This window comes from Lysobacterales bacterium, from assembly GCA_016721845.1.
In the GTDB taxonomy this organism is placed as follows: Bacteria; Pseudomonadota; Gammaproteobacteria; order Xanthomonadales; family Ahniellaceae; genus JADKHK01.
Window position 1 is genome coordinate 1,051,798 of record JADKHK010000013.1, and the last position, 24,947, is coordinate 1,076,744.

21 protein-coding genes are annotated in these 24,947 nt (G+C 65.4%); 14 read left to right on the forward strand and 7 right to left on the reverse strand.

Annotated elements, in window-relative coordinates; all coding sequences use genetic code 11:
- The first annotated feature begins 66 nt into the window (after positions 1-66).
- The 7 genes from IPP28_12090 (at position 67) to IPP28_12120 (ending at position 8,581) form a co-directional block, all read left to right on the forward strand.
- Positions 67-1,248 carry an acetyl-CoA C-acyltransferase gene (locus IPP28_12090; protein ID MBL0041754.1) on the forward strand — a complete coding sequence of 394 codons (1,182 nt, stop codon included), beginning with the start codon at positions 67-69 and terminating at the stop codon, positions 1,246-1,248.
- A gap of 101 nt (positions 1,249-1,349) precedes the next feature.
- On the forward strand, positions 1,350-1,745 hold the full coding sequence (locus IPP28_12095) for a hypothetical protein (protein MBL0041755.1): 396 nt from the start codon (positions 1,350-1,352) through the stop codon (positions 1,743-1,745).
- A gap of 100 nt (positions 1,746-1,845) precedes the next feature.
- Positions 1,846-3,453: a methylcrotonoyl-CoA carboxylase gene (locus tag IPP28_12100; protein MBL0041756.1), complete on the forward strand. Its 1,608-nt coding sequence runs from the start codon at positions 1,846-1,848 to the stop codon at positions 3,451-3,453.
- A gap of 148 nt (positions 3,454-3,601) precedes the next feature.
- Positions 3,602-4,213 (forward strand): NapC/NirT family cytochrome c, encoded by a 612-nt coding sequence (locus tag IPP28_12105; GenBank protein ID MBL0041757.1) that lies wholly within the window; start codon positions 3,602-3,604, stop codon positions 4,211-4,213.
- A 49-nt stretch (positions 4,214-4,262) separates the two neighbouring features.
- The gene (locus tag IPP28_12110; protein ID MBL0041758.1) at positions 4,263-5,228 is read left to right on the forward strand and encodes a cytochrome c-552 precursor; all 966 of its coding nucleotides are present in this window, start codon (positions 4,263-4,265) and stop codon (positions 5,226-5,228) included.
- Positions 5,229-5,281: 53 nt separating this feature from the next.
- A complete protein-coding gene (locus tag IPP28_12115) occupies positions 5,282-6,250 on the forward strand; it encodes a DmsE family decaheme c-type cytochrome (protein MBL0041759.1) in 969 nt (322 codons plus the stop codon).
- Positions 6,251-6,286: 36 nt separating this feature from the next.
- Positions 6,287-8,581: an MtrB/PioB family decaheme-associated outer membrane protein gene (locus IPP28_12120; protein ID MBL0041760.1), complete on the forward strand. Its 2,295-nt coding sequence runs from the start codon at positions 6,287-6,289 to the stop codon at positions 8,579-8,581.
- Here the strand turns inward: IPP28_12120 and IPP28_12125 are convergent.
- From IPP28_12125 to IPP28_12135, 3 genes are read right to left on the reverse strand one after another with little or no spacing between them, the layout of a single operon-like run.
- Positions 8,578-8,850, reverse strand: coding sequence for a hypothetical protein (locus IPP28_12125; GenBank protein MBL0041761.1), 273 nt, complete (start codon positions 8,848-8,850; stop codon positions 8,578-8,580). The two genes, IPP28_12120 and IPP28_12125, sit on opposite strands and share 4 nt — an antisense overlap.
- Positions 8,847-10,694: a ferrous iron transport protein B gene (gene feoB, locus IPP28_12130; protein ID MBL0041762.1), complete on the reverse strand. Its 1,848-nt coding sequence runs from the start codon at positions 10,692-10,694 to the stop codon at positions 8,847-8,849. The genes IPP28_12125 and feoB overlap by 4 nt, the downstream gene beginning before the upstream one ends.
- Positions 10,691-10,933 carry a ferrous iron transport protein A gene (locus IPP28_12135; protein MBL0041763.1) on the reverse strand — a complete coding sequence of 81 codons (243 nt, stop codon included), beginning with the start codon at positions 10,931-10,933 and terminating at the stop codon, positions 10,691-10,693. The genes feoB and IPP28_12135 overlap by 4 nt, the downstream gene beginning before the upstream one ends.
- Positions 10,934-11,076: 143 nt before the next feature.
- Between IPP28_12135 and IPP28_12140 the strand changes: the two genes are divergently transcribed.
- From IPP28_12140 to IPP28_12170, 7 genes are all read left to right on the forward strand, one after another.
- Entirely contained in the window at positions 11,077-11,865 is a 789-nt protein-coding gene (locus tag IPP28_12140) for an enoyl-CoA hydratase/isomerase family protein (protein ID MBL0041764.1), read from the forward strand.
- Between the two features lie 34 nt (positions 11,866-11,899).
- Positions 11,900-13,897, forward strand: coding sequence for an acetyl/propionyl/methylcrotonyl-CoA carboxylase subunit alpha (locus IPP28_12145; protein MBL0041765.1), 1,998 nt, complete (start codon positions 11,900-11,902; stop codon positions 13,895-13,897).
- Positions 13,894-14,589, forward strand: coding sequence for a hypothetical protein (locus IPP28_12150; protein ID MBL0041766.1), 696 nt, complete (start codon positions 13,894-13,896; stop codon positions 14,587-14,589). Before IPP28_12145 ends, IPP28_12150 begins: the two co-directional genes overlap by 4 nt.
- 4 nt (positions 14,590-14,593) lie before the next feature.
- A complete protein-coding gene (locus IPP28_12155) occupies positions 14,594-15,514 on the forward strand; it encodes a hydroxymethylglutaryl-CoA lyase (GenBank protein MBL0041767.1) in 921 nt (306 codons plus the stop codon).
- Complete coding sequence (locus IPP28_12160; GenBank protein MBL0041768.1) at positions 15,511-17,604, forward strand: tetratricopeptide repeat protein; 2,094 nt, start codon at positions 15,511-15,513, stop codon at positions 17,602-17,604. The genes IPP28_12155 and IPP28_12160 overlap by 4 nt, the downstream gene beginning before the upstream one ends.
- Positions 17,605-17,697: 93 nt before the next feature.
- Positions 17,698-20,277, forward strand: a complete 2,580-nt coding sequence (locus tag IPP28_12165; protein ID MBL0041769.1) for an EAL domain-containing protein — start codon at positions 17,698-17,700, stop codon at positions 20,275-20,277.
- A 41-nt stretch (positions 20,278-20,318) separates the two neighbouring features.
- Positions 20,319-20,801 carry a GNAT family N-acetyltransferase gene (locus IPP28_12170; GenBank protein ID MBL0041770.1) on the forward strand — a complete coding sequence of 161 codons (483 nt, stop codon included), beginning with the start codon at positions 20,319-20,321 and terminating at the stop codon, positions 20,799-20,801.
- Here the strand turns inward: IPP28_12170 and orn are convergent.
- From orn to guaB, 4 genes are read right to left on the reverse strand one after another with little or no spacing between them, the layout of a single operon-like run.
- Entirely contained in the window at positions 20,798-21,358 is a 561-nt protein-coding gene (gene orn / locus IPP28_12175) for an oligoribonuclease (protein MBL0041771.1), read from the reverse strand. The two genes, IPP28_12170 and orn, sit on opposite strands and share 4 nt — an antisense overlap.
- Positions 21,359-21,386: 28 nt before the next feature.
- Positions 21,387-21,872, reverse strand: a complete 486-nt coding sequence (gene tadA, locus IPP28_12180; protein MBL0041772.1) for a tRNA adenosine(34) deaminase TadA — start codon at positions 21,870-21,872, stop codon at positions 21,387-21,389.
- Positions 21,869-23,419 carry a glutamine-hydrolyzing GMP synthase gene (gene guaA, locus IPP28_12185; protein MBL0041773.1) on the reverse strand — a complete coding sequence of 517 codons (1,551 nt, stop codon included), beginning with the start codon at positions 23,417-23,419 and terminating at the stop codon, positions 21,869-21,871. The genes tadA and guaA overlap by 4 nt, the downstream gene beginning before the upstream one ends.
- A gap of 5 nt (positions 23,420-23,424) precedes the next feature.
- On the reverse strand, positions 23,425-24,879 hold the full coding sequence (gene guaB / locus IPP28_12190; GenBank protein ID MBL0041774.1) for an IMP dehydrogenase: 1,455 nt from the start codon (positions 24,877-24,879) through the stop codon (positions 23,425-23,427).
- Positions 24,880-24,947: the final 68 nt, after the last annotated feature.

The window sequence follows — 24,947 nt, forward strand, 5'->3', positions numbered from 1 at the left end:
GATTGCCGCGATCATGTTGCACCGCGATAATCGGACTCCCGAACCATCCCTTCCGCTGGAGCTGCCATGTCCGAAAATTCCGTTGTGATCGTCGGCGCGAAGCGCACGGCGGTGGGTTCCCTGCTCGGTCAGTTCACCGGTGTTGCAACGCCGCAACTTGGCGCCACCGCGATCCGTGCGGCGCTCGCGCAAGCCGGCGTGGCCGCCGACCAGGTCGAGGAAGTGCTGATGGGCTGCGTGCTGCCGGCCGGTCTCGGACAGGCGCCGGCACGCCAGGCCGCCTTGGCCGCCGGCATTTCGACCGCCGCGGCCTGCATGACCCTCAACAAGGTCTGCGGCTCGGGCATGAAGGCGATCATGCTCGGCCATGACGCGCTCAAACTCGGCCATGCCAGCGTCGTCGTCGCTGGCGGCATGGAATCGATGACCAATGCGCCGCACCTGTTGCCGGGCAGTCGGACTGGCGTGAAATATGGCAATTTCGAGGCGCTTGATCACATGGCCTGGGATGGCTTGGTCAATCCCTACGACAAACAGGCGATGGGCGTGTTCGGCGAGCAGTGCGCCGACAAGTACGCCTTCACCCGCGACGCCCAGGACGCCTACGCGATCGAATCGGTGCAGCGCGCGCTCGCGGCGCAGGCCTCGGGTGCGTTCAAGAACGAGATCGCACCGGTCACCATCGCCGGGCGCAAGGGCGATGTCGTGATCGATAGCGACGAACAGCCGGGTCGCTGCGACATCGGCAAGATCGGCAGTCTGAAGCCCGCGTTCAAGAAAGACGGCACGATCACGGCGGCGAGTTCGTCGAGCATCAACGATGGTGCGGCCGCCACCGTGATGATGCGAGAAAACGACGCGCTGGCGCGGGGTTTGAAGCCGATGGCGCGCGTGCTCGGCCATGCCACGCATGCACAGGAACCAGGCTGGTTCACGACGGCGCCGGCACCGTCGATCGCGAAGCTGCTGAAACAGGTCGGCTGGTCCGTGGCCGACGTCGACCTGTTCGAGGTGAATGAAGCCTTCGCGGTGGTCGCGATGGCTGCGATGAAGGAGCTCGACATTCCGCACGCGAAGATCAACGTCAACGGCGGCGCCTGCGCGCTCGGTCATCCGATCGGCGCCAGCGGTGCGCGACTGGTCGTGACCCTGATCCATGCGCTCCAGGCGCGCGGCCTCAAGAGAGGGGTCGCGTCCCTGTGTATCGGCGGCGGAGAGGCCACCGCCATCGCGATTGAACTCGTGTAATATCCCGTTTCGGCCTTGTAACGATCCGCGACTGTAGGGCAGGCCAGCCCTGCGGCGCGGTGAGGTCGTGTTTCCAAACCTACTCCTTGGAGAAAGAAATCATGCAACTGAACAAGCTCGCTCTGATCGCCGCTCTGGCTGCCGCTCTGGCTGCTTGCGGTGGTGACGCCCAGCAGGCCGCCGACACGGCCGCGACCGAAGCCACCCAGGCTGCGGAACAGGCTGCCGACGCCGCCGCCGCTGCTGCCACGGATGCTGCTGCCGCGACGACCGAAGCCGCCACCGACGCCGCCGCTGCCGTGGGTGATGCCGCTGCCGACGCCGCGACCGCTGCCGGCGACGCCGCTGCTGCTGCCGCTACGGACGCTGGCGCTGCCGCTGCCGACGCTGCAACTGCTGCCGGCGATGCCGCTGCTGCTGCCGCGACGGACGCTGCCGCTGCTGCGACGACCGACGCAACCGCGCCGGCGACGACCGAAGAAGCCCCGAAGCAGTAATTCGCTTCGCTTCCCGGAAGTACTGAAAACCGCCGGGGCAACCCGGCGGTTTTTTGTTGTGCGCTCGCTAAACTCCCCGCCTCTTCCAGGGACCGGTCCCATGCCCAAGATCCAGTCGAGCCTCGACCCGCGCGCCGCGGATTTCATCGCCAATGCCGAACAGATGCACAGCGTCGTCGCCGACCTGAAAGCGCAGACCGCACGTGCGGCCGCCGGCGGTGGCGACAAGGCGCGAAAGAAGCATACGGAACGCGGGAAATTGCTGGCGCGCGAGCGCATCCGCGCCTTGCTCGATCCGGGCTCGCCATTTCTTGAATTGTCCGCACTCGCCGCGCACGGCATGTATGAGGACCAGGCGCCCGGCGCCGGCGTCGTCACCGGCATCGGTCGCGTGCATGGCATGGAAATCATGGTGGTCGCCAACGATGCCACCGTCAAAGGTGGCACCTATTATCCGATGACGGTGAAGAAGCATCTGCGCGCGCAGCAGGTGGCACTGGAGAACCGGCTGCCCTGCATCTACCTGGTCGATTCCGGCGGCGCCTTCCTGCCGTTGCAGGACGAGGTCTTCCCGGACAAGGAACACTTCGGCCGCATCTTCTACAACCAGGCGCGATTGAGCGCGCAGAACATCCCGCAGATCGCCGTCGTGATGGGCTCGTGTACGGCCGGTGGCGCCTACGTGCCGGCAATGTGCGACGAATCCATCATCGTGCGCGAGCAGGGCACGATCTTCCTCGGTGGGCCGCCGCTGGTGAAGGCGGCCACCGGTGAAGTCGTCGATGCCGAATCATTGGGCGGCGCCGAAGTGCATTGCTCGGTCTCGGGCGTCACCGATCATTTCGCCGAGAACGACGAACACGCGCTCGAGATCGCGCGCGACATCCTGAAGCATCTGAATCGCACGAAGTCGCTGCCGGTGGCGGTGCAGGCACCGGTTGAACCGGCCTACCCGATCGAGGACATCTACGGCATCCTCCCACGCGACACGCGTTATCCGTACGACGTGCGCGAGATCATCGCCCGCCTCGTTGACGGCTCCGAATTCCAGGAATTCAAGGCACGTTACGGCAAGACGCTGGTGTGCGGCTTTGCGCACATCCACGGGTATCCAATTGGCATCGTCGCCAACAACGGCATCCTGTTCGCCGAATCGGCACTGAAGGGCGCGCACTTCATCGAACTCTGCAATCAGCGCAACATCCCGCTGGTGTTCCTGCAGAACATCACCGGCTTCATGGTCGGCAAGAAATACGAGAATGCCGGCATCGCGAAAGACGGCGCGAAGATGGTGACGGCGGTCGCCTGCTCGCACGTGCCCAAGTTCACGGTGATGATCGGCGGCAGTTTCGGCGCCGGCAATTACGCGATGTGCGGCCGCGGCTATCAGCCCAGGTTCCTGTGGATGTGGCCGAATTCACGCATCAGCGTGATGGGCGGCGAACAGGCCGCGAGCGTGCTCGCCACGGTCAAGCGCGACGGCATCGAAGCCGCGGGCGGCGCGTGGCCGAAGGACGAAGAAGACCAGTTCAAGGCACCGATCCGCGAGCAGTACGAAAAGCAGGGCCACCCGTACTACGCCAGCGCCCGCCTCTGGGATGACGGCATCATCGACCCCGCCGACACCCGTCGCGTCCTCGGCCTCGCGCTCTCGACGGCGATGAACGCGCCGATCGAAAGATCCGGCTTCGGCGTATTCCGGATGTGACCGGGTGGGTGACCGCGACCCCTCCGGTTCTTGATCCAAGTCAAATCCATGCCCTTGATTGCGCCTAACATCGTGTCGTGAACCACGATCAATAGCTACATCCTGGGCGAGGGAGTGCCGAACCGAAAGTCCACCGCAACGGGGGCATATCGTGTTCAAGCGGCTGCGCAACTGGATCAGGACGCCCAGTGTTCGCTGGGGCGGGGGCACCCTGATATTGGGCGGCATCCTCGTGGGGGTGCTGGGCTGGGCTGGATTTTCCGAAGTCGTGACGCAGACCAACTCGCTCGAGTTCTGCAGTTCCTGTCACGCCATGCAAGTCGGCGTACTTCCGGAATACAAGGATTCGGTGCATTTCCGGAACCAGTCCGGCGTACGCGCCGTGTGCTCCGACTGCCACGTGCCGCATGCCACGATCCCGAAGTTGTGGCGCAAGTTTCAGGCCACCTACAACGAAATCCCGCACGCCGTGCTCGGCACCATCGATACGAAAGAAAAGTTCGAGGCGCGACGCCAGCAAATGGCCGAGCGCGTCTGGGCCACCATGAAGGCGACCGATTCGCGCGAGTGCCGCAACTGCCACGTGCGCGACGCGATGCGACTTGATCTGCAGAAGCCCCGTGCACGCGGCCAGCACGAGGATGCGCTGAAGAGCGGCGAAACCTGCATCGACTGCCACAAGGGCATTGCCCATCACCTCCCCGCAAGCGCGCAACCGACGGCCCAGCCGGCGGCAGACAGCGAGGACTTCGCGCTCTAGCACGCCTCCGGATCCATCCACCGCGGCTCCAACCGCATGAGGGAAGCACATGAACGCGCAGACGCTCCGCACCGAATCGCTGCAGTTCCGTCCCGTCCTTGCGGGTGTCGCGCTGTTGCTGGCGACACTCCCTGCTGCGGCAATCGACTGGAGTGGCGTCAAGGAGAGGCAGGTCCACCTGCTGTATCCCGGTCAGGCCTCGTGGGAATGGGTGATGACCCAGAGCGATCACAGCGGTGCCGGCAAGTTCCGCGAAGGCAAGAACTGCAGTGGCTGTCATGAGGGTGAGCAGGCGGATATGGGCAAGTCCATCCTGTCCGGATCCCACAAGGCCGAGAGTGCGCCGGCCAAGGGTCGGCCCGGCAGCCAGACCCTGTTCGTCAAGACCGCGCACGATGCCGAACGCCTGTACTTCCAGTTGCGCTGGAAACCGGCGCCCAGCAGCGGCGTCAAGATGTCCGAAGACGCCGCGCACATCACCGTGATGCTCGATGACGGCGGACTCAAGGAGTCGGCCCGCGCAGGCTGCTGGGCGAGTTGCCATGACGACGCGATCGGCATGAAAAGCGCGCCGGCCGGCACCGAGATCACCAAGTACTACGGCGGCTCGCGCGTCAAGCTCACGCGCCAGGGCGGCGGTACCAACACCAAACCGGCCGCCGATCTGGAAGCCGCGCTGAAGAACGACGCCTATTTCGAGTATTGGCAGGCGGTGCTCAATCCCGGACAAGCGGCCAAGCCCGTGGCCGGCCACATCCTCGACCAACGCAAGCCGCACCCTGCATCCAGGCTTGAAGCCCAGGCGGCGTTCGCCAACGGCGAATGGACCGTGACGCTCAGTCGTCCGATGGCGCCTGCGGGTCCCGGCGAAAAAGCGATCGTGGCGGGCAAGGACTACAGCATCGGCTTCGCGTTGCATGACGATCATGCCGCGCATCGCTTCCATCATGTTTCCCTTGGCAATTCACTGCGACTCGACAGCGGCGCCGCCGATTTCGTGGCCACAGCCAAATAGTTCCCACGACAGACGTCGGCGCCACGGCGCCCGCAGGCGACAGGAGAACGACCATGCGCGGATCGACCCATCCACTGCTGATGCGATGCGGCCGCTGGGCCGCGTTGCTGCTGATGGCGGGCACTGCCCTTGCCCAGGAGAACGACACCGCAGCCGCATCGTCGCCGGCCGCCGACGTGCAGCGGACCTGCACGCGCTGCCATGACGAGACCGATCCGGGCGGCGTGCTGAACATGCTGAAATCCAAGCACGCGATGCGTGGCGATGCGCGCACCCCGTTCGCGGACAAGGCCTGCGCGACCTGCCATGGCGACTCCGAAGACCACATGAAGGCGCCGCCGGAAGGTCAGGAACGCGCGTCGCCCGATCGCGTCTTCGGCGACGGCAAGCATGCTTCCGACGCCATGACACAGAATGGTGCCTGCCTCAGCTGCCACCAGGGCGGCCTGCGCATGCATTGGCGCGGCAGCGCGCATGAACGCCAGGACGTCGCCTGCACCTCCTGCCACAAGTTGCATGTCGGCGATGATCCGGTCCTGGCCACGAACACGCAGCCGGCGGTCTGCATGACTTGCCACAAGGAAAAGCGCGCCGAATTCCATCGCCCGTCGACCCATCCGGTGATGGACGGGCAGATGACTTGCAGCGGCTGCCACAACCCTCACGGCAGCACGGGCCCGAGCCTGCTGGCCAAGGGCACGCTCAACGAGACCTGCTACCAATGCCACGCCGAGAAGCGCGGCCCGTTCCTCTGGGAACATGCGCCGGTTCGCGAAGACTGCAGCAATTGCCACAAGCCGCACGGCTCGGTGAACGCATCGCTGCTCAAGCAGCGCACGCCATGGCTGTGCCAGCAGTGCCATCTGGCGCCGCAGCATCCGAGCAGCGCCTACAGCGGCACCGGCCTGCCGACCGCGGCGACTCCGTCAGGCGCCCAGCAATTGCTCGGGAAGTCGTGCCTGAACTGCCATTCGCAGGTGCACGGATCCAATCATCCCTCAGGCGTCCGCAAGACGCATTGATCGACCCTCGAGTCATCCTTGCAGTTGAGGTGTGCCATGACCACTCGCGCTTCGCACGGAATACCGACGCACCGCATGTTGCATGCGGCGATCCTGTTGTCGTTGTCGACCTTGGCCTGGGCCCAGGACAGCAGCGACCCGGGCGACGAATTCAGTCTTGAGGAACCGACCACGCCAGCGCCCGACCCGCAGTTGTTGCGCGATCTGACCGAGGTCGCGAGTTGGCTCGAAGTCGGCCTGCTCTATGTCGACGATGATTCGTTCCGCTTCGGCCGCTATCGCGGTCTCGAGGACCGCGGCGGTTACGGCGTGCTGAATCTCGACTGGTACCGACGCGCCGCCTACGACGCCGAAGACCCGAGCTATGTTCGCGTTCGCGGCCGCAATCTCGGGCTCTCGACCCGCACCGCATCCGTGGAATTCGGTCGTCAGGGCGACTACCGCGTACGCCTCGATTACGCCCAACTCCCGACCACGCGCTCGGACACCGGCAGCACCGTGTTCGACGGCGTCGGCAGCACCCAACTGACGCTCCCCGCGAACTGGGTCGGCGCACAAAATACCGCCGGCATGAGCCAGCTGTTGCCCAACCTCGATTCCCTGGAATTGCGCAGCGAGCGCAAGCGCATCGGCGTCGGTCTCGAATACGAACTGGCGCGGGGCTGGGGCATCGACACCCATGTGCGTCACGAGCACAAGGACGGCATCAAGAGTCTGGGTGCAGTCATCGGCAACAGCGGCGGCAATCCGCGGGCAGTGATCCTGCCCGAGCCGATCGACTACGACACCCGCGAGGCCGACGTGACGCTGAGTTATGCCGACGATCATCGGCAACTCGAGTTCAAGTATCTGGTGTCGCTGTTCGACGACGGCAATGCTTCACTGATCTGGCAAAACCCTTACACCGCGATCAATGGCTGGAATGCCGCGGCCGGCTTTCCGACCGGCGAAGGCCAGATGGCGCTGCCGCCCGACAATCAGTTCCACCAGTTCAGCATCACCGGCGGCTATTCGTTTGCCAACGACGTGCGTGCCAGCGGCAACGTGGCGGTCGGCCGCATGACCCAGGACGACCCGTTCCTGCCCTACACCGTGAATCCGGTGCTCGCAGCATCGATCACGCAGCCGCTGCCGCGCGATTCCCTGGATGGCAAGATCGACACCACGGTCGCCAGCCTGCGCATCGGCGGACGTCCGATCACCGCACTGTCCTGGAATGCCTCGGTCAATTTCGATGATCGCGACAACCAGACGCCACGGGACGAGTATGTCTACATCGGCGGCGACTCGACGACCCAGAACGTGTCCGCGACCAGTTCGAACCGACGCTTCAACGAGCCCTACAGCTATCAGTCGACCAAGCTGAAGCTGGACGGCGCCTGGCACGCGGGCCGCACGACGAACGTCAATGCGGCGCTGACGCGCAGCGAGACCGAACGCACCTATTCCGAACGCGAAAGCGCCGACGAAACCGCGTTCAGCATCAACCTGCGCCACGCCGTCGCCGATTGGTTCAGCGGTGCCTTGCGCTTTGAACGTGCCGATCGCAGCGGCTCGACCTACCACGGCAACGAACCGTTCCTGTCGGGCTATGCGCCGGGCTACACCAGCACGGTGCCCGGGCAGTTCGAGAATCCGCCGGGCTTGCGCCGATTCTTCCTCGCCGATCGCGTCCGTGATCGCATCGGCGCGAACCTGAGCTTCACCCCGCATGAGCAATGGAACATCAGTCTCGATGCATCCACGATCGAGGATGACTACGACCAGTCCGAACTGGGCGTGACATCGGCCAGGAACAGCGTCTACACGGTCGACGTCGCCTACGTGCCGTCCGCCACATGGTCGATCTATGCGTTCCATTCGCGCGAGAAGATGGACCTCGACCAGAACGGCGTGTCCATCGGCGGCGGCACCCGCGTCGGCGACGCCGACAACCCGAATCGCGCCTGGTCAGCCTTCCATCGCGATGCCGTGCACTCGAACGGCGCCGGCACCCATTGGACGGTGGTCGACAGGAAGTTCGACGTCGGCGCCGACTACCTGCACCTGAAATCCCGCAACGCGATCTCGCTGACGACCGGCAGCCTGCTTACCTCGGCGCCGCTGCCGATCAATCACACGCACCTGAGTTCGCTCAGCGTCTACGGCAAGTACCACATGAACACGGACTGGGACCTGCAGGCGAGGTTGTGGCAGGAACAGTTCCGCGCCAGCGATTTCGCGCTCGATGGCATCGAGGCGAACCAGCTCGCGAATGTCATCCTGCTCGGCGAACAAAGCCCGAACTACAAGGTCAACGTGGTCACGCTGATGTTCGCCTACCGCTTCTAGCCGGCTCGCCGTGTCGGCGCTGCCGGCTTGGCATCGCCGCAGCCGTTGCACGAGTTGCTGCCGCAGGCGCCGGACGACTGCCGCTTCGGGGCAAGCCAGCGGCCGAGTTGTCGCTCGAACCTGCCGGCGTTCGGTTGCAGGAACATCAACGCAAGCATCGTGCGGGCTCGGCGCACGGCATTCGGGGCGAGTTTGCCCATGGCGTAGATCGCGCTGGCGACGATGGCCAGCACGATGATCGTCCATTGCATGGCGTCGTAACCGCTCATGCCAGCCATGCCGTCAACTGGAAGGTGATCAGCGACGCGAGATACGCGAGCCCGAACAGATAGGTGGCGGCGATGCCGACGTGCCTCCAGCCATTGGTTTCGCGACGGATCACTGCCAGGGTGCTCAGGCACATCGGCGCGTACACGTACCAGACCAGCAGTGACAGCGCCGTCGCCAGCGACCACTCGTTCGCGACGATGCCGGTCAATTGCGCGATCGCCGCATCGTCGTTGGCCGCCGACAGCGCGTAGACCGTCGCGAGGGACGACACCGCCACCTCGCGCGCGGCCAGGCCCGGGATCAGCGCGATGCAGATCTGCCAGTTGAACCCGAGCGGCGCGAACACCGGCTCCATGAAATGACCGATGCGACCGGCGAAGCTGTAATCGATCGCCGGCCCGACGGCATCCGCCGGCGCAGCCGGAAACGACAGCAGGAACCACAGCAACACCGTCAGCGCCAGGATGATGCCGCCGACCCGCTTGAGGAAAATCATGCCGCGCTCGTACAGGCCGATCGCGAGGTCGCGCACGTGCGGCACGCGATACGCCGGCAACTCCAGCAACAGCGCGTGTTCACCCTTGTCGCGCCGGAATTTCTTCATCACGAACGACACCAGCAGCGCGCTCAGCACGCCGGCCATGTACAGCGCGAACAGCACCAATCCCTGCAACTCGAATGCGCCGCCGACTTTCTGGCGCGGAATGAATGCGCCGATCAGCAGTGCGTACACCGGCAGCCGCGCCGAGCAGGTCATCAATGGTGCGACCAGGATTGTGGCGATGCGATCGCGCGGATCCTGGATCGAACGCGTCGCCATGATCCCCGGAATCGCGCAGGCGAAACTGGACAGCAGTGGAATGAACGAGCGCCCGGACAGGCCCGCGACCGACATCATGCGATCGAGCAGGAATGCCGCACGCGGCAGATAGCCGGACTCCTCCAGGAGCAGGATGAAGGCGAACAGGATCAGGATTTGCGGCAGGAAGATCACGACACCGCCAAGGCCGGCAATGATGCCGTCGGCGAGCAGGCTGGCGAGTGGTCCTTCCGGCAGGGTCGCGTTGACCCAGGCCGCCAACGCCGCGGTACCCGCATCGATCGCTTCCATCAGCGGCGCCGCCCAGGCGTACACGGCCTGGAAGATCAGGAACATGATCGTCGCCAGCAATGCGAGGCCGAACACCGGATGCAGCACGACACGATCCAGCGCGTCTTCCACCGCCGTGCTTTGCACCGGCAATTGCACCGCGGCGCGCATCAGCCGTCGCGTTTCCGCGTGCAGATCGAGCGCCGGGATGACCGTTGGTGCAGCCGGGGGCGCGGTATCGATCGCGCTCCGCAATGCATCCACGCCGTTGCGCTTGACGGCAATCGTCGCAATCACCGGAATGCCGAGTTCCGCCTGCAACCGGGCGATATCGACGCGGATGCCACGCCGCGCGGCCGCGTCCATCATGTTCAATGCCAGCAGCATCGGCTGGCCCAGCTGGCGCACTTCCAGCACGAAGCGCAGATGCAGGCGCAGATTGGTGGCGTCAGCCACGCAGACAAGCAGGTCCGGTTTCGGTTCCTCCGGGTGATGGCCCTTGCAGACATCGCGCGTGATCTGCTCATCCGGACTGGTCGCATCGAAACTGTAGGCACCGGGCAGATCAAGCACGCGCACCTGCTGTCCGGACGCGGTCGTGAAGCGTCCTTCCTTGCGTTCGACCGTTACGCCGGCATAGTTCGCGACTTTCTGGCGGCTACCGGTGAGCTGGTTGAACATCGCGGTCTTGCCGCAGTTCGGATTGCCGACCAGGGCGATCTGCCGAGCGACCGTCGCGCGCGCGGCATTCATGGGGTCTGATCCTGCAGGCGCACGCGGGCCGCTTCGGCACGCCGCAACGCGAAGCGGGCGTCGCCAATGCGCACCAGGATCGGTTCCGACCCGACCGGCCCGAACGCCAGCACGCTGACCGCCTCGCCGGAAACGAAGCCGAGATCGCGCAGGCGCCGCGCAATCGCGTCATTCGGTCCATTGGGTTCCACGTCGATCACGATGCCACCGCCGCCGCGCGGCAATTCCGACAGTTTCACGAACGGGTCCGTCCGATACAAATGAGAATGGTTCGCATTATACGCACAACCATGGGCGAAGTGATGACCTGAATCAGTTCGTCGCGATCCGGCTGATGGGTCGGCGCCGCTATCATCCGCGGCCCTGCCCGACCGGATCTGCCATGACCTCGTCCATACGCATCGAACGCCGTGGCGCGACGGCTGATCTGGTCATCGACCGTGCGCCGGTCCACAACGCCTTCGACGATGCCCTGATCGCCGAACTCACGGCCGCGTTGAAGCAGCTCGATGGCGACGACAGCGTGCGCGCCGTGGTCCTGACCGGCGCCGGCAACACCTTTTCCGCCGGAGCCGACCTGAACTGGATGCGGCGCATGGCCCAGGCCACGGCTGACGAAAATCGCGACGATGCCCTCAAGCTGGCGGAATTGATGCGCACGCTCAACTATCTCGGGAAACCGACGGTGGCGCGCGTCAACGGCTCGGCCTATGGCGGCGGAGTCGGTTTGATCGCCTGCTGCGACCATGCGATCGGCGTCCCGGAAGCCAAATTTTCGCTGTCGGAAGTGAAGCTCGGCCTGGTGCCGGCAGTGATCTCGCCGTATGTCGTCGCGGCGATCGGACTGCGCCACGCTCGCCGCTTGTTCGTCAGCGGCGAAGTCTTCGATGCCGACTATGCGCTGCGCGCCGGCCTGATCCACGACCTCGTGCCCGCGAGCGAGCTCGATGCCGCGGTCGAGCGCGCCCTGCACTTCCTCGGCAAGGGCGGACCGGTCGCGCAACGCGAAGCCAAGCAACTCGCGCTGCGCCAGGCCGGCATGACCCCCGAATGGCAACTGGCCCGCGACCGCGACAACGCCGATCTCATCGCCCGCCTGCGCGTCTCCGCCGAGGGACAGGAAGGACTCACCTCATTCCTCGACAAGCGCCCGCCGCGGTGGGTGGGTTGAGCCCTACAATCGCAGCCCCCGCAAGGAGCGCCTCGTGTTCCGCAAAGTCCTGATCGCCAACCGCGGCGAAATCGCCTGTCGCGTGATTCGCACTTGCCGTCGACTCGGCATCGCCACCGTCGCCGTCTATTCCGATGCCGACGCGAACGCGCAGCACGTGATCCAGGCCGACGAAGCCGTGCATATCGGCGGTTCGCGCCCGGCCGAGAGTTATCTGCGCGGCGACGTGATCCTCGACGCTGCGAAACGCACGGGCGCAGAAGCGATCCATCCCGGTTACGGCTTTCTGTCGGAGAATGCCGATTTCGCCGAAGCGGTCGAAGCCACCGGTCTCGTGTTCATCGGCCCCGGCGCGGCCTCGATGCGCAAGATGGGCTCCAAGGCCGGCGCCAAGAACCTGATGCAGGACCACGGCGTGCCGGTGGTCCCTGGCTACACCGGTGAGAACCAGGATGCGGCGCTGCTGCAACGCGAAGCCGACCGCATCGGTTATCCGCTGATGATCAAGGCCGCGCACGGCGGCGGCGGCAAGGGCATGCGCATCGTGCGTGCATCAAGCGAATTCGCCGCGAATCTCGAGAGCTGCCAGCGCGAGGCCAAGAATGCCTTCGGCCGCGATCGCGTGCTGCTCGAACGCTATGTCGAAACCCCGCGCCACATCGAGATCCAGATCTTCGGCGATGCGCACGGCGAGGTGATCCACCTCAACGAACGCGAATGTTCGGCGCAGCGTCGTTACCAGAAGGTCATCGAGGAATCGCCTTCGCCCTTCCTGACGCCGGCACTGCGCGCGCAAATGGGTGCCGCCGCAGTCGCCGCCGGCAAGGCCATCGACTATCGCAATGCCGGAACGGTCGAGTTCATCGTCGGTCCGCGCGGCGATTTCTACTTCATGGAAATCAACACCCGCCTGCAGGTCGAGCATCCGGTGACCGAACTCGTGACCGGGCTCGACCTGGTCGAGTGGCAGCTGCGGATCGCGGCAGGCGATCCATTGCCGCTGCGCCAGGATCAAGTCACCACGCGCGGCCATGCCATCGAGGTGCGGCTGTATGCCGAAGACCCGGAACACGGCTTCCTGCCCGGCTCCGGTCGCATCACACGCCTCGCGCTGCCGCAGCCGGATGCCCGAGTACGCATCGACGGCGGCGTGATCGAAGGCGACACCGTCTCGATCTTCTACGACCCGATGATCGCCAAGATGATCGTGCACGACATCGATCGCCCGGCCGCATTGCGCCGCCTCGCCGAAGCGCTCGCGCAGTGTGACGTGCTCGGCCCGAAGTCGAACATCGACTTCCTCGAACAACTGATCCGCCACCCGGCAGTCGCGAACGCGACCATCGACACCGGTTACCTCGATCGTCATCTCGACGAGGTGCTGGCGACGCCGACCGAATTGCCCGAGCCCGCGATGATTGCGGCGGCGTGCGCCGAACTGCTGGCCGAGGAAGCCGCAGCCATTGATGCAGCCCGCGCGAGCGCCGATCCGCACAGCCCATGGGCGCGCGCCGACGCCTGGCGCCTCGGCCATGTCGGCAAGCGCGTGGTGCGTTTCGAATGGCGCGGCCAGCGCTTCGTCCTCGTGGCACACGGATCGAACGGGCGATACGCGCTCGATATCGAGGGCCGCCATGTCGAGGTCGAACACGCGCTGCACGACGGCGAATGGCTGAGCGCGCGCCTCGGTGATCGCGCACTGCGCGTGCGCGTGCGTCGATCCGGAGACGACTGGCTGGCCTTCGTCGACGGTCGCCGCTACCGATTGCACCCGAGCAGCCCGTTCGCGTTCGAAGCCGGTGTGACGCATGGCGCCGACGCGATCAAGGCACCGATGCCGGGCCGCATCATCGCGGTCAAGGTCGCGCTCGACGCGACAGTCGAGGCGAACCAGGAGCTCGTCATCATGGAAGCCATGAAGATGGAGATCACGCTGCGCGCGCCGCATGCCGGCAAGGTCGTCGACCTGCGCGCTACGCCTGGCGATTTCGTCGAAGCCGATGTCCTGCTCGCCAAGGTGGAGGCCGCATGAATTTCTCGCTGATCAAACCCGTTCTGTTGGCTGCGCTTGCGGCGTTCGCGCTGTCGGGCTGCGAACAACTCACCGTCGAATCGATTCCGACCGGCGAGGTCATCGCCTGTGACCAGGCTTTTACTGGCTGGTGGCGCGTCCAAGCAGAATCCGTGGACGGCGATAACGACGATGCGCTCCATCTGCATGTGTCCGACGATTGCACGCGTTGGGTCACGGTCGAGACGGACGCGGATGGCCAACGCAAACAAGAAGACCTGTCGTCACAGATGCGTTTCGACTTCCGCCGTATCGGCGACATCGGCTATCTGGCCGTGTCCGATGTCCCGAACAACCCGGACGGCAAGCGCGAGGTGGGCGAAGGCTTTGCACTGTTGCGCTATGTCGTGCGTACCGACCGCATCGACCTGTTCGACGGCGACCCGCGCCGTGAAGCGCATCGCATCGCGGAAGGGCTGGTGCGCGGCAAGGTCGAGTCGGGCTCGCAGTCGCAGTGCGGGACGGACGGCAACTGCAACGTCAACACGACGATCAGCGGCGATGGCGATGCCATTGCTGATTGGCTCAAGCGTTTCGATCCGATCGATCGCGCCTTCTTCGAGCTTCGCCGTCTCGACGACAAGACTGCGAAAGAGCTCGGCGCCCTCTTGAAATCGGCACCCACCGACGGCAAACCCAAGCCCCATGAGTGAGCGCATGAGTCCGCCTGTGAGCCATGACAGCGTCCGCATCGTCGAAGTCGGGCCGCGCGACGGCCTGCAGAACGAGAAGACCATCGTCCCGGCCGCGACCAAGATCACGCTGATCGACCGTCTCTCCGCCGCCGGTCACCGCAGCGTCGAAGCCACGAGTTTCGTCAGCCCGAAGTGGATCCCGCAGCTGGCCGATGCCGCGGAAGTCTATGCCGGTATCCAGAAACACGAAGGCGTCGACTACCCGGTGCTGGTGCCGAACCTGCAGGGCTACGAGCGCGCGCTTGCGGTCGGCGTGCGTGAAGTTGCGGTGTTCACGGCGGCGTCAGAGGCGTTCAACCGCCGGAACATCAACGCCAGCATCGACGAATCGATCGAACGCTTCGCGCCCATCCTCGAACGCGCGCACAACGACGGCGTCAAGGTGCGTGGCTATGTCTCGACCGTGCTCGGCTGCCCGTATCAGGGTGACGTCGACCTGCGCGACGTGGTGCGCGTCGCCAAACGCATCCACGCACTCGGCTGCTACGAAGTCTCGCTCGGCGACACCATCGGCATCGGCACGCCAGCCAAGGCGCGCGCGATGTTGCGCGCGGTCGCCGACGCGGTGCCGATGGGCGCGCTCGCCGTGCATTTCCACGATACCCGCGGTCAGGCGCTGGCCAACGTGTTCGCCTGCGTCGAAGCCGGCGTCCGCGTCGTCGACGCCTCGGTCGCCGGCCTCGGCGGCTGCCCCTACGCGAACGGCGCGACCGGCAACGTCGCCAGCGAAGACGTGGTCTACCTGCTGCACGGCATGGGCTTCGCGACCGGCATCGACCTCGACGCACTCGTCGCCGCCGGGCAATGGATCAGCGCCGAACTCGGCCGCGACAACGGTTCGAAACTCGGGCGCGCATTGGCGCCTGCTGCCGCGTGCGCATGACGGCGAACCTGCTGGCGCGCGCCCATGCCGCCTTTGCCGCGACCGACTATGCGACGGCACTGCGCGAGGTCGAACGGGTGCTCGCGCACGAACCCGGTCAGTTGCAGGCGCTGTCGATCAAGGCCAATGCCGCGATCAAGCTGGACGATGCCGACGCCCTGCTGGAAGCCCTGCAAGCCCTGCACGCCTTGCGACCCGATGACGCGGCGATCCGTCGCAACCTCGCGACGACCCTGAACCGGCGCGGCAATCGCGCATTGGAATCCGGCCAGTTCGCGAGGGCGGAGAGCGAGTGGCGCGCGGCCTTGGCGGTATTCCCTGCGCATCGCGAAGCCCGCTTCAACCTGGCCGGTTCGCTGCGCCGGGCGGGCGACGCGCAGGCGGCGCTTCCGATCTACGAAGCCCTGGATCGCGAAGCCCCGGAGCCAGCCGTCTCTCTCGGGATCGCCGATTGCCTGAGCGACGCCGGGCGTGACGACGACGCAGCCGCACGATTGCGCGCAACCCGCATCACCGACGATCTGCGCGATTCGGCCATCAGCATCGCCACGCGCTGTGGCGCGATCGATGTCGCCGACCGTCTTCTCGCCAGCGTCGAATCGACCGAAGCGCGAGTCGCAGCCATCGTCGGCGCCCAGCGAGACGCGATGGTGCATCGCCGCAGTGCCGAGCCGCTGTTGGCCCGCTGCACCGACCCGGCCCGCTTGGGCGAGCGGTCGCCGGAGCTGCAGATCGCGCTGACCCGAGCGATGGCGCTGCCCGACACCCTGCTCGATGCCGGCGAACTCGACCAGGTACGCACCGCATTTGCCCAAGGCTTGCAGGACCTGACCCGTCACTACGACGAACCCCGTCTCTTGCGCTGCGAACCGCGGGTCGCACAGGTGGTATGGAGCAACTTCCTGCTCGCCTATCACGGCCGCGACGACCGCGAACTCCAGAGCCACTTCGGCGACTGGCTGCATCTCGCGACCTCGGTGTTGGGTCGCCAACTGAAACCGCTCGACGAACGCCGCCGCCCCGGCCGCAAGCGCGTCGGGCTGGTATCGGCGAACTGGTACTACTGCACGGTCGGTTCCTATTTCGGGCGCTGGATCGACTTGCTCGCCGGCATGGACCTGGACCTGCATCTGGTGCAATTCGGTCCGCGCGAGGACGGACAGACGAAGGAATTCGCGACGCGCGCGCCCACCTTCCATCTGCTCGGCCCACACGTCGACGATTTCATTGCGCAGGTGCGGGCGCTCGACCTGGACCTGGTGATCTTCCCCGAGCTCGGCATGGACCAGCGCCTGTTCGCGGCCGCGGCCGCAGGCCTGGGTCGCCAGCAATGGATGGCCTGGGGACATCCGGTGACGTCCGGGCTGCCGCGCGTCTCGCATTACCTCACCTGCGGCGACATGGAACCCGCACAGGCGCCGTCCGCGTATCGCGAGACCCTGCTGCCGTTGCCCGGTCTCGGCACCCGTTTCGCGTTGCCGCCGAAGCCGGCGCTGCGGACACGATACGAACTCGGCTTGCCCGAGGGCCGTTTGGCGGTGGTCCCGCAATCGATCTTCAAGGTGTTGCCGGACAACGATCCGATCTACGCGCGACTGCTCGATGGCGATGGCACGTTGCGCCTCGCCTTCTTCGGCGCCGATCTGACCGCGGATGCCGCACGGTTTCGCGCGCGCCTGAGTCGTGCCGTGGGCGCCGCTGCGGCGAAGCGTCTGCATTTCCTGCCGGAACTGTCCCGGACCCGCTTCCTCGAAACGATCGCCAGCTGCGATCTGATGATCGATACCCTGGGCTGGTCAGGCGGAAACTCGGCGCTGGACGCCCTGCGTGCCGGCCTGCCGATCGTGACCTGTGCCGGCGAATTCATGCGTGGCCGCCAATGCGCCACGATGCTGCGCCTGCTCGGCATTGAAGGCGCGCAGGCCGACTCGCCCGAGGAACTGGCCGAACTCGCGTTGCAGCGCATCGGCGACGGCGACTTCCGCGCCGACTTCCGCGACCGTGTCGATCGCGGCCTGAACGACCTCGTCGACCATCCGGACTGCGATCGCGCACTGATGACACATATTGAAAACGCCCTGGGGGCGTAGCCGCCCCGAGGTCGGCCAAAGTGTTATCTTCGTCACAGTTTTCGCTGTTCGGGAGCCAGTGGCCCGGTCATGAAGCCAGATGCGAACCGCGATATGACGTCCGCCCAGACGACGATCAAGCAGGCTTGGGAGGATGCGATTGCGCGTCTCGCCGATGCCATTGCGGCCCTCGCCGTGGACGAGCCGGCGGCGATCCCGCTGCGGCGCACGCGCGAGCGCATCGAGGCCCTGCTGCGTGCCAGTGACGCGCTCGAATCGCGCTACCGCAGTCTGCTCGATGCAGTGCCCGAGGCGGTCACCGTGCATGACCGCCACGGGCATATCCTCGAAGCCAACAAGACCGCCGAATCGGTCTATGGCTATCCGCTCGACCAGCTGCGGCGATTGCGCATCCAGGACCTGAACCCGGCGCTGCCGGACGGTTACATCCCGCAGTTGTTCGACACCTTCCAGGTCGGGCGCACCGAAACCGTCGAAACCACCAATCGCCATGGCGACGGCCATTATTTTCCGATCGAGGCGCATTCGCGCATGTTTCTCGACGGCGACGACATGCGCATCATCGCGGTCGTCCGCGATGTCAGCGCGCGCCATGCCGCGGAACGCGAGTTGCGCGATTCCGAGCGCCGCTACCGGGAACTGCTCGATGCCATCGACAAGGGCATCCTGGTGCAGGACCGCAATGGCCGCGTGCTGTCGGCCAATGCCGCGGCCGAACGCATGCTCGGGATGTCGGAAGCGGACTTGAGCGCGGAAACGCTGAGCGTGGCGGACTGGCGCTTCGTCGACGAGCATGGCCAGCCGCTGAAACCGTCGGCCTTGCCGCCGAATCGTGCGCTCTCGGAAGGACGGGCCATCGATTCGACCGTGATCGGCATCAACAGTCCGGCGCTGGGCGGCTATTCCTGGTTCTCGGTGACCGCCGTGCCGCAACACCGTGAAGGCGAAGCGGGCGCCTTCCAGGTCATCACGATGTTCAGCGATGTCACTGCGCTCAAGCTCGAATCGATGCTGTTCGACGAAGTCCAGTCGCTGGCCAGCATCGGTGGCTGGCATTACGACTTCCGTCGCGACCGCATGTACGGATCGCGCGAACTGCATCGCCTGCTCGAATTGCCCGGCGAAGGCCGGCTGGACCGCGACGGCGTCTATGCCTTGTTCGTGCCCGGCGACCGCGAGCGCATGCGCAATGCGATGGACGCGGCACGGCTGCGCAACGATGCCTTCGATCTCGAATTGCGGGTCGTGACGATGAACGGGCAGCGGCGCTGGCTGCGCGTGATCGGTCAGCCACAACTTCAGCGCGGCGTCGTCGAGAGCGTGATCGGCACGGCGCAGGACATCACCTCGCGCAAGCGCCAGGAAGAACAGTTGCGGCGCCAGGCGCTGACCGATCCGCTCACTGGCCTGAGCAACCGCGATGCGCTGATGCGCCAGCTGGCACTGGCTCTGGACGAAGCGCAGCCGGGCACCGGCCCGGCCCTGCTCTATGTCGATCTCGATCGCTTCAAGGTGATCAACGATCTGCTCGGCCATGCCGCCGGCGATGGCCTGCTGGTCGCGGCGGCGCAGCGCTTGCGGCGCGCGGTGGGGGCCGAGACGCTGCTCGCGCGTTTTGGCGGCGACGAATTCATGGCGATGATCGCGCCCTGCCCCGGCGATCACTTGCCGCGCGACATGGCCCTGCGCATCACCGAGGCCTTCGCCGAACCGTTCCCGCACAGCGGCGAGGAATTCTCGATCACCGCGTCGGTCGGCATCGCCCAGTATCCGCAAGATGGCGCGACCATCCAGCAGCTCATCAATCACGCCGACGCGGCGATGTTCGATGCCAAGCGCAGGGGCCGCAACAACTGGCAAGCGTTCACGCCGGCACTGGCGCGCAAGCTCACCGACCGCCTGCTGGTCGAGACGCAGCTGCGACGGGCGCTCGACAATCAGGAGTTCTACCTGCGCTACCAGCCGCAGGTGGATCTGGTCAGTGGCAAGGTCACGGCCGCCGAAGCACTGATCCGCTGGCGCAACCGCATGCTCGGCGAATTGGCGCCGGACCTGTTCATTTCGCATGCCGAAAACACCGGCGACATCGTGCGCATCGGTGCCTGGGTGATCCGCGAAGCCTGCCGGCAACTGCGGGCCTGGCGGGATGCCGGCATCGCCGTGCCGCGGGTCGCGGTCAACGTGTCGTATCGCCAGTTCCTGAGCGACAACCTGCCGGAAGTGGTCGCCTCGGCCTTGCACGACCACGGCCTCGACGGCGATGCGCTGGAACTCGAAATGACCGAGCGCGTGCTAGTCGAGGATGTGCCGGACACGCTCGACATCTTCAACGCGATCAAGGCGCTCGGCGTATCGCTGGTCATCGATGACTTCGGCGAAGGCTATTCGGCGCTGAACTACCTGCGCCGGCTGCCGTTCGACGGACTCAAGATCAGCCACCATTTCATGCAGGGCATCCCGGCCACGCCCACCGACACCGCGATCTGCGAAGCCATCATCCGCATTGCCCAGAGTCTCGGCATGCTGGTGGTGGCCGAAGGCGTCGAGACGGAGACCCAGCGCCAGTTCCTCGTGCGCCAGGGCACGACCCTGGCGCAGGGCTATTTGTTCTCGCGCCCGATTTCACCCGAGGAACTGGTCGATTTCGTGCGGTTGCACGGCAGCGCCGGCTGACCGCAGTTGCCCAATCGCCCAGGATTGGGCACGCTCGGGGGATGAGCCACCTCATTCGCCCGATCGAACCGGCCGACAATGCCGCCGTCGCCGCCATCATCCGCTCGGTCATGCCCGAATTCGGTGCCGACGGCCCGGGCTTCGCGATCCACGATGCCGAAGTGGACGATATGGCCTCGGCCTATTCGATTCCACGCGCGGCCTATTTCGTCGTCGAACACGAGGGCGTCGTCATGGGGGGAGGCGGCATCGCGCCCCTGATCGGCGGCAACGGCGACACCTGCGAATTGCGCAAGATGTACTTCCTGCCGTCACTGCGCGGACTCGGTGCCGGCAATGCGTTGATGCAGACTTGCATCGCCAAGGCCCGAGAATTCGGCTTCGACCGCATCTACCTGGAAACACTGACCGGCATGGACGCGGCCAAGAAGCTCTACCGCATGTCAGGGTTCGAACCGGTCAAGAACCCGCTTGGACGAACCGGCCACTTCAGCTGCGACAGCTTCTTCGTTCGCAAGCTCTAGTTCACGCCACCAAGGCGGCCCATGAACTGCCGGTAATAGCGCAGTTCGGCGACCGATTCGCGGATGTCGCTGAGTGCGGTGTGCGTGCCTTCCTTCCTGAATCCGTCAAGGAGTGCGGGATTCCAGCGGCGCACCAGTTCCTTGAGCGTCGACACATCCAGATTGCGGTAGTGGAAATGGTCCTCGAGCTGCGGCATGCAGCGCACGAGGAAACGGCGGTCCTGGCAGATCGAATTGCCGCAGATCGGCGACTTCCCTTTCGGCACCCAGGCTTCAAGGAAACGGAGGGTGTCGGCCTCGGCTTCGGCCATCGTCACCGACGATTCGAGCACGCGCTGCCACAGGCCGGTCTTCGCATGGGTGGTGCGGTTCCACTCGTCCATCGCTTCGAGCCGTGGCAACGGGTGCGAGATCGCGAACTCGGGCCCCTCGGCGAGGACATTCAGGTCGCTGTCGGTCACCAGCGTGGCGATCTCGAGGATCGAATCGCTGTCCGGATCCAGCCCGGTCATTTCCAGGTCGATCCAGATCAGGTGTTGGTCATTGGCCATGGTCATGCGCGATTCCAGTAGCTCAGGACGCGGATTAGAGCTCAGCCTTGCCGCGTTTGCGACGGAAATAATTCGTCAGCATTCGGCTGGATTCGTCGGCCAGTACGCCCTCGCTCACCTCGACGCGATGGTTGTGCACCGGCGACGCCAGCAGGTCGAACACGCTGCCGGCAGCACCAGTCTTGGGATCACGCGCCGCAAAGACGACGCGATGCACGCGCGCATGCACCATCGCCATCGCGCACATCGCGCAGGGCTCCAGCGTCACGTACAGGGTCGTGCCGGGCAATCGATAGTTCCCTTCGTGCCGACCGGCCATGCGCAACGCGACGATTTCGGCATGCGCACTCGGATCGCAGTCGCTGATCACGCGGTTCGAACCTTCGGCGATCGCCTGCCCACGTTGATCGACGATCACCGCGCCCACCGGAATCTCGCCATCCCGGGTGTCGGCGAGCTCGGCCAGATGCAGTGCGTGCTGCATCCAGTGCGCGTCGATCGCGGATTGCGTTGCGGTCATTCCCACTCGATCGTCGCCGGCGGCTTGCCGGAAATGTCGTAGACGACGCGGGAGATGCCGCGGACTTCGTTGACGATGCGGCGCGCGACATGGTCGAGCAGCTCATACGGAAGATGCGCCCAGTGCGCGGTCATGAAGTCGATGGTTTCTACCGCGCGCAACGCGACCACGGGTTCGTAGGCGCGCGCATCGCCGACGACGCCGACCGAACGCACCGGCAACCAGACCGCGAAAGCCTGGCTGACACGGTCGTACCAGTCGTGCTTGCGCAGTTCCTCGATGAAGATGGCATCGGCACGGGCCAGCGTATCGGCGGCTTCGCGCGTCACTTCGCCGAGGATGCGTACGCCGAGGCCCGGTCCCGGGAACGGATGCCGATACACCATCTCGCGCGGCAGGCCGAGTTCGACACCAATGCGCCGCACCTCGTCCTTGAACAGTTCGCGTAGCGGCTCGACCAGCTTGAGGTGCATGCGCTCGGGCAGGCCACCGACGTTATGGTGCGACTTGATGACATGCGCCTTGCCGGTCGCGGAACCAGCGGATTCGATCACGTCCGGATAGATCGTGCCCTGAGCCAGAAAGGCGACGCCCTCGAGCTTGTTCGATTCCTCTTCGAAGATCTCCACGAACAGACGACCGATGATCTTGCGCTTGGCCTCCGGATCGTCAACGCCCTTGAGTTCGGCGAAGTAGCGATCCGCGGCATTGACGCGGATGACGTTGACGCCCATGTGCTCCGCCATGGTCGCCATGACCTGGTCGCCCTCGCGATGACGCAGCAGGCCGGTGTCGACGAAGACGCAAACAAGTTGATCACCGATCGCGCGTTCCAGCAGGGCCGCGACGACCGAGGAATCGACACCGCCCGAGAGCCCGAGCAACACCTTCTGAGTGCCGACGTGGGCGCGCACGCGCGCAATCGCGTCCTCGATGATGTTGGCGCTGGTCCATTGCGTCGCGCAGCCGCACAGGTCGACGACGAAGCGACGCAGCAATTCGGTGCCGAATTGCGTGTGCGTGACTTCGGGATGGAACTGCACCGCGTAAAAGCGGCGCGCTTCATCCATCATCGCGGCGATCGGCAAATCATCGGTCGCACCGATCGTCGCGAAGCCCTCGGGGATACGCACGACGCGATCGCCATGCGACATCCACGCGGTGAACGCATCACCCTCGGCCTGCAGCAGCGGATTGGCGCGATCGATGCGGAACCGCGCCAGTCCGAACTCGCGGTTGTGACCGCTCTCGACCTTGCCGCCGAGCTGTTCGGCCATGGTCTGCATGCCGTAGCAGATGCCGAGCACCGGCACGCCGAGCGCGAACACTTCGTCCGGCGCACGCGGCGAATTCGCCTCGGTCACCGATTCGGGGCCGCCGCTGAGGATGATGCCGGTCGGAGCAAAATCGGCGATGCGTCCGGCGGCACGATCCCAGGCCCAGATTTCGCAATACACGCCGATCTCGCGCACGCGTCGCGCGATCAACTGCGTGTACTGAGCACCGAAGTCGAGAATCAGGATCTTGTCGTGATGGATATCGGTCATGGTCCCTACTGCATCCGGTAATTCGGCGGTTCCTTGGTGATCGTCACGTCGTGCACGTGCGACTCGCGCATCCCGGCCGCGCTGACGCGGACGAACATCGGCTTCGTGCGCATCTCGGCGATCGAGGCGCAACCGACATAGCCCATCGACGCACGCAAGCCACCGGCCAACTGGTGCACGATGTTGCGCAGCGGACCGCGATACGGCACACGGCCCTCGATCCCTTCGGGCACCAGCTTGTCGGCGTCGGACGCGTCCTGGAAATAGCGATCCTTGCTGCCCTGCTGCATCGCGCCGAGCGAACCCATGCCGCGATAACTCTTGTAGGACCGTCCCTGGAACAGTTCGACCTCGCCCGGCGCCTCTTCGGTGCCGGCGAACAGGCCGCCAATCATCACCGCGCTTGCACCAGCGGCAATCGCCTTGCCGATGTCGCCGGAATAACGAATCCCACCGTCGGCAATCAGCGGGATGCGATCCTTCAATGCGGTCGCGACCAGGTCGATCGCGGTGATCTGCGGCACGCCGACACCGGCCACGATGCGCGTGGTGCAGATCGAACCCGGGCCGATGCCGACCTTGACTGCATCGGCGCCATGATCGGCCAGCGCGATCGCCGCTTCGCCGGTGACGATGTTCCCGCCGATCACGCACAGGTTCGGAAACTGCTTCTTGACCCAGGCGACGCGCTCGAGCACGCCCTGCGAATGGCCATGTGCAGTGTCGACGACGATCACGTCGACGCCAGCTTCGACCAGCGCAGACACACGCTGCTCGGTATCGCCGCCGGTACCGACCGCGGCGCCGACCGCCAGACGCTCGGCCGAATCCTTGGCCGCGTTCGGATTGTCGCGCGCCTTCTGGATGTCTTTCACGGTGATCAGGCCACGCAGCTTGAACTGCTCGTTCACGACCAGCACTTTCTCGATGCGGTGCGTGTGCATCAACTGCAGCACCTCGTCGTCGCTGGCGCCTTCGCGCACGGTGACCAGGCGATCCTGCTTGGTCATGATGCGGCTGACCGGTTCATCCAGTTGCGTCTCGAAGCGCAGATCGCGGCTGGTGACGATACCGACCAGATGCCCGCCCTCGACCACCGGCACCCCGGAGATATTGCGTGCCCGGGTCAGGCTCAGCACATCGCGGATGCTGGTTTCCGGCGCGACCGTGATCGGGTCGCGGATGACGCCGGCCTCGAACTTCTTGACCAGGGCGACTTCGGTCGCCTGCTGCTCGACCGTCATGTTCTTGTGGATGATGCCGAGACCGCCGAGCTGGGCCATCGCGATCGCGAGTCGCGATTCGGTCACGGTGTCCATCGCCGCAGCAACGATCGGCAGGTTCAGCAGCAGGTTTGGCCCCAGGCGTGTCGCCAGATTCACGTCGCGCGGCAAGACGATGGAATGGGCGGGGACAAGGGAAACGTCGTCGAAGGTCATTGCTTCGGCCAGGATGCGCATGGTCACTCCCGAAAAAGATCGCGCATTTTAGCCGCTGGCGCCGGCTCGCGCCGGAGCCCCGGCGCGCT

Coding starts and splice junctions, on each gene's coding strand:
- IPP28_12090 (MBL0041754.1), top strand. CDS start 67: ATGTCCGAAAATTCCGTTGTGATCGTCGGCGCGAAGCGCACGGCGGTG.
- IPP28_12110 (MBL0041758.1), top strand. CDS start 4,263: ATGAACGCGCAGACGCTCCGCACCGAATCGCTGCAGTTCCGTCCCGTC.
- feoB (MBL0041762.1), bottom strand. CDS start 10,694: ATGAATGCCGCGCGCGCGACGGTCGCTCGGCAGATCGCCCTGGTCGGC.
- IPP28_12170 (MBL0041770.1), top strand. CDS start 20,319: ATGAGCCACCTCATTCGCCCGATCGAACCGGCCGACAATGCCGCCGTC.
- IPP28_12165 (MBL0041769.1), top strand. CDS start 17,698: ATGACGTCCGCCCAGACGACGATCAAGCAGGCTTGGGAGGATGCGATT.
- IPP28_12125 (MBL0041761.1), bottom strand. CDS start 8,850: ATGAGCGGTTACGACGCCATGCAATGGACGATCATCGTGCTGGCCATC.
- IPP28_12120 (MBL0041760.1), top strand. CDS start 6,287: ATGACCACTCGCGCTTCGCACGGAATACCGACGCACCGCATGTTGCAT.
- orn (MBL0041771.1), bottom strand. CDS start 21,358: ATGACCATGGCCAATGACCAACACCTGATCTGGATCGACCTGGAAATG.
- tadA (MBL0041772.1), bottom strand. CDS start 21,872: ATGACCGCAACGCAATCCGCGATCGACGCGCACTGGATGCAGCACGCA.
- IPP28_12115 (MBL0041759.1), top strand. CDS start 5,282: ATGCGCGGATCGACCCATCCACTGCTGATGCGATGCGGCCGCTGGGCC.
- IPP28_12160 (MBL0041768.1), top strand. CDS start 15,511: ATGACGGCGAACCTGCTGGCGCGCGCCCATGCCGCCTTTGCCGCGACC.
- IPP28_12140 (MBL0041764.1), top strand. CDS start 11,077: ATGACCTCGTCCATACGCATCGAACGCCGTGGCGCGACGGCTGATCTG.
- IPP28_12100 (MBL0041756.1), top strand. CDS start 1,846: ATGCCCAAGATCCAGTCGAGCCTCGACCCGCGCGCCGCGGATTTCATC.
- IPP28_12095 (MBL0041755.1), top strand. CDS start 1,350: ATGCAACTGAACAAGCTCGCTCTGATCGCCGCTCTGGCTGCCGCTCTG.
- IPP28_12150 (MBL0041766.1), top strand. CDS start 13,894: ATGAATTTCTCGCTGATCAAACCCGTTCTGTTGGCTGCGCTTGCGGCG.
- guaA (MBL0041773.1), bottom strand. CDS start 23,419: ATGACCGATATCCATCACGACAAGATCCTGATTCTCGACTTCGGTGCT.
- IPP28_12155 (MBL0041767.1), top strand. CDS start 14,594: ATGAGTCCGCCTGTGAGCCATGACAGCGTCCGCATCGTCGAAGTCGGG.
- guaB (MBL0041774.1), bottom strand. CDS start 24,879: ATGCGCATCCTGGCCGAAGCAATGACCTTCGACGACGTTTCCCTTGTC.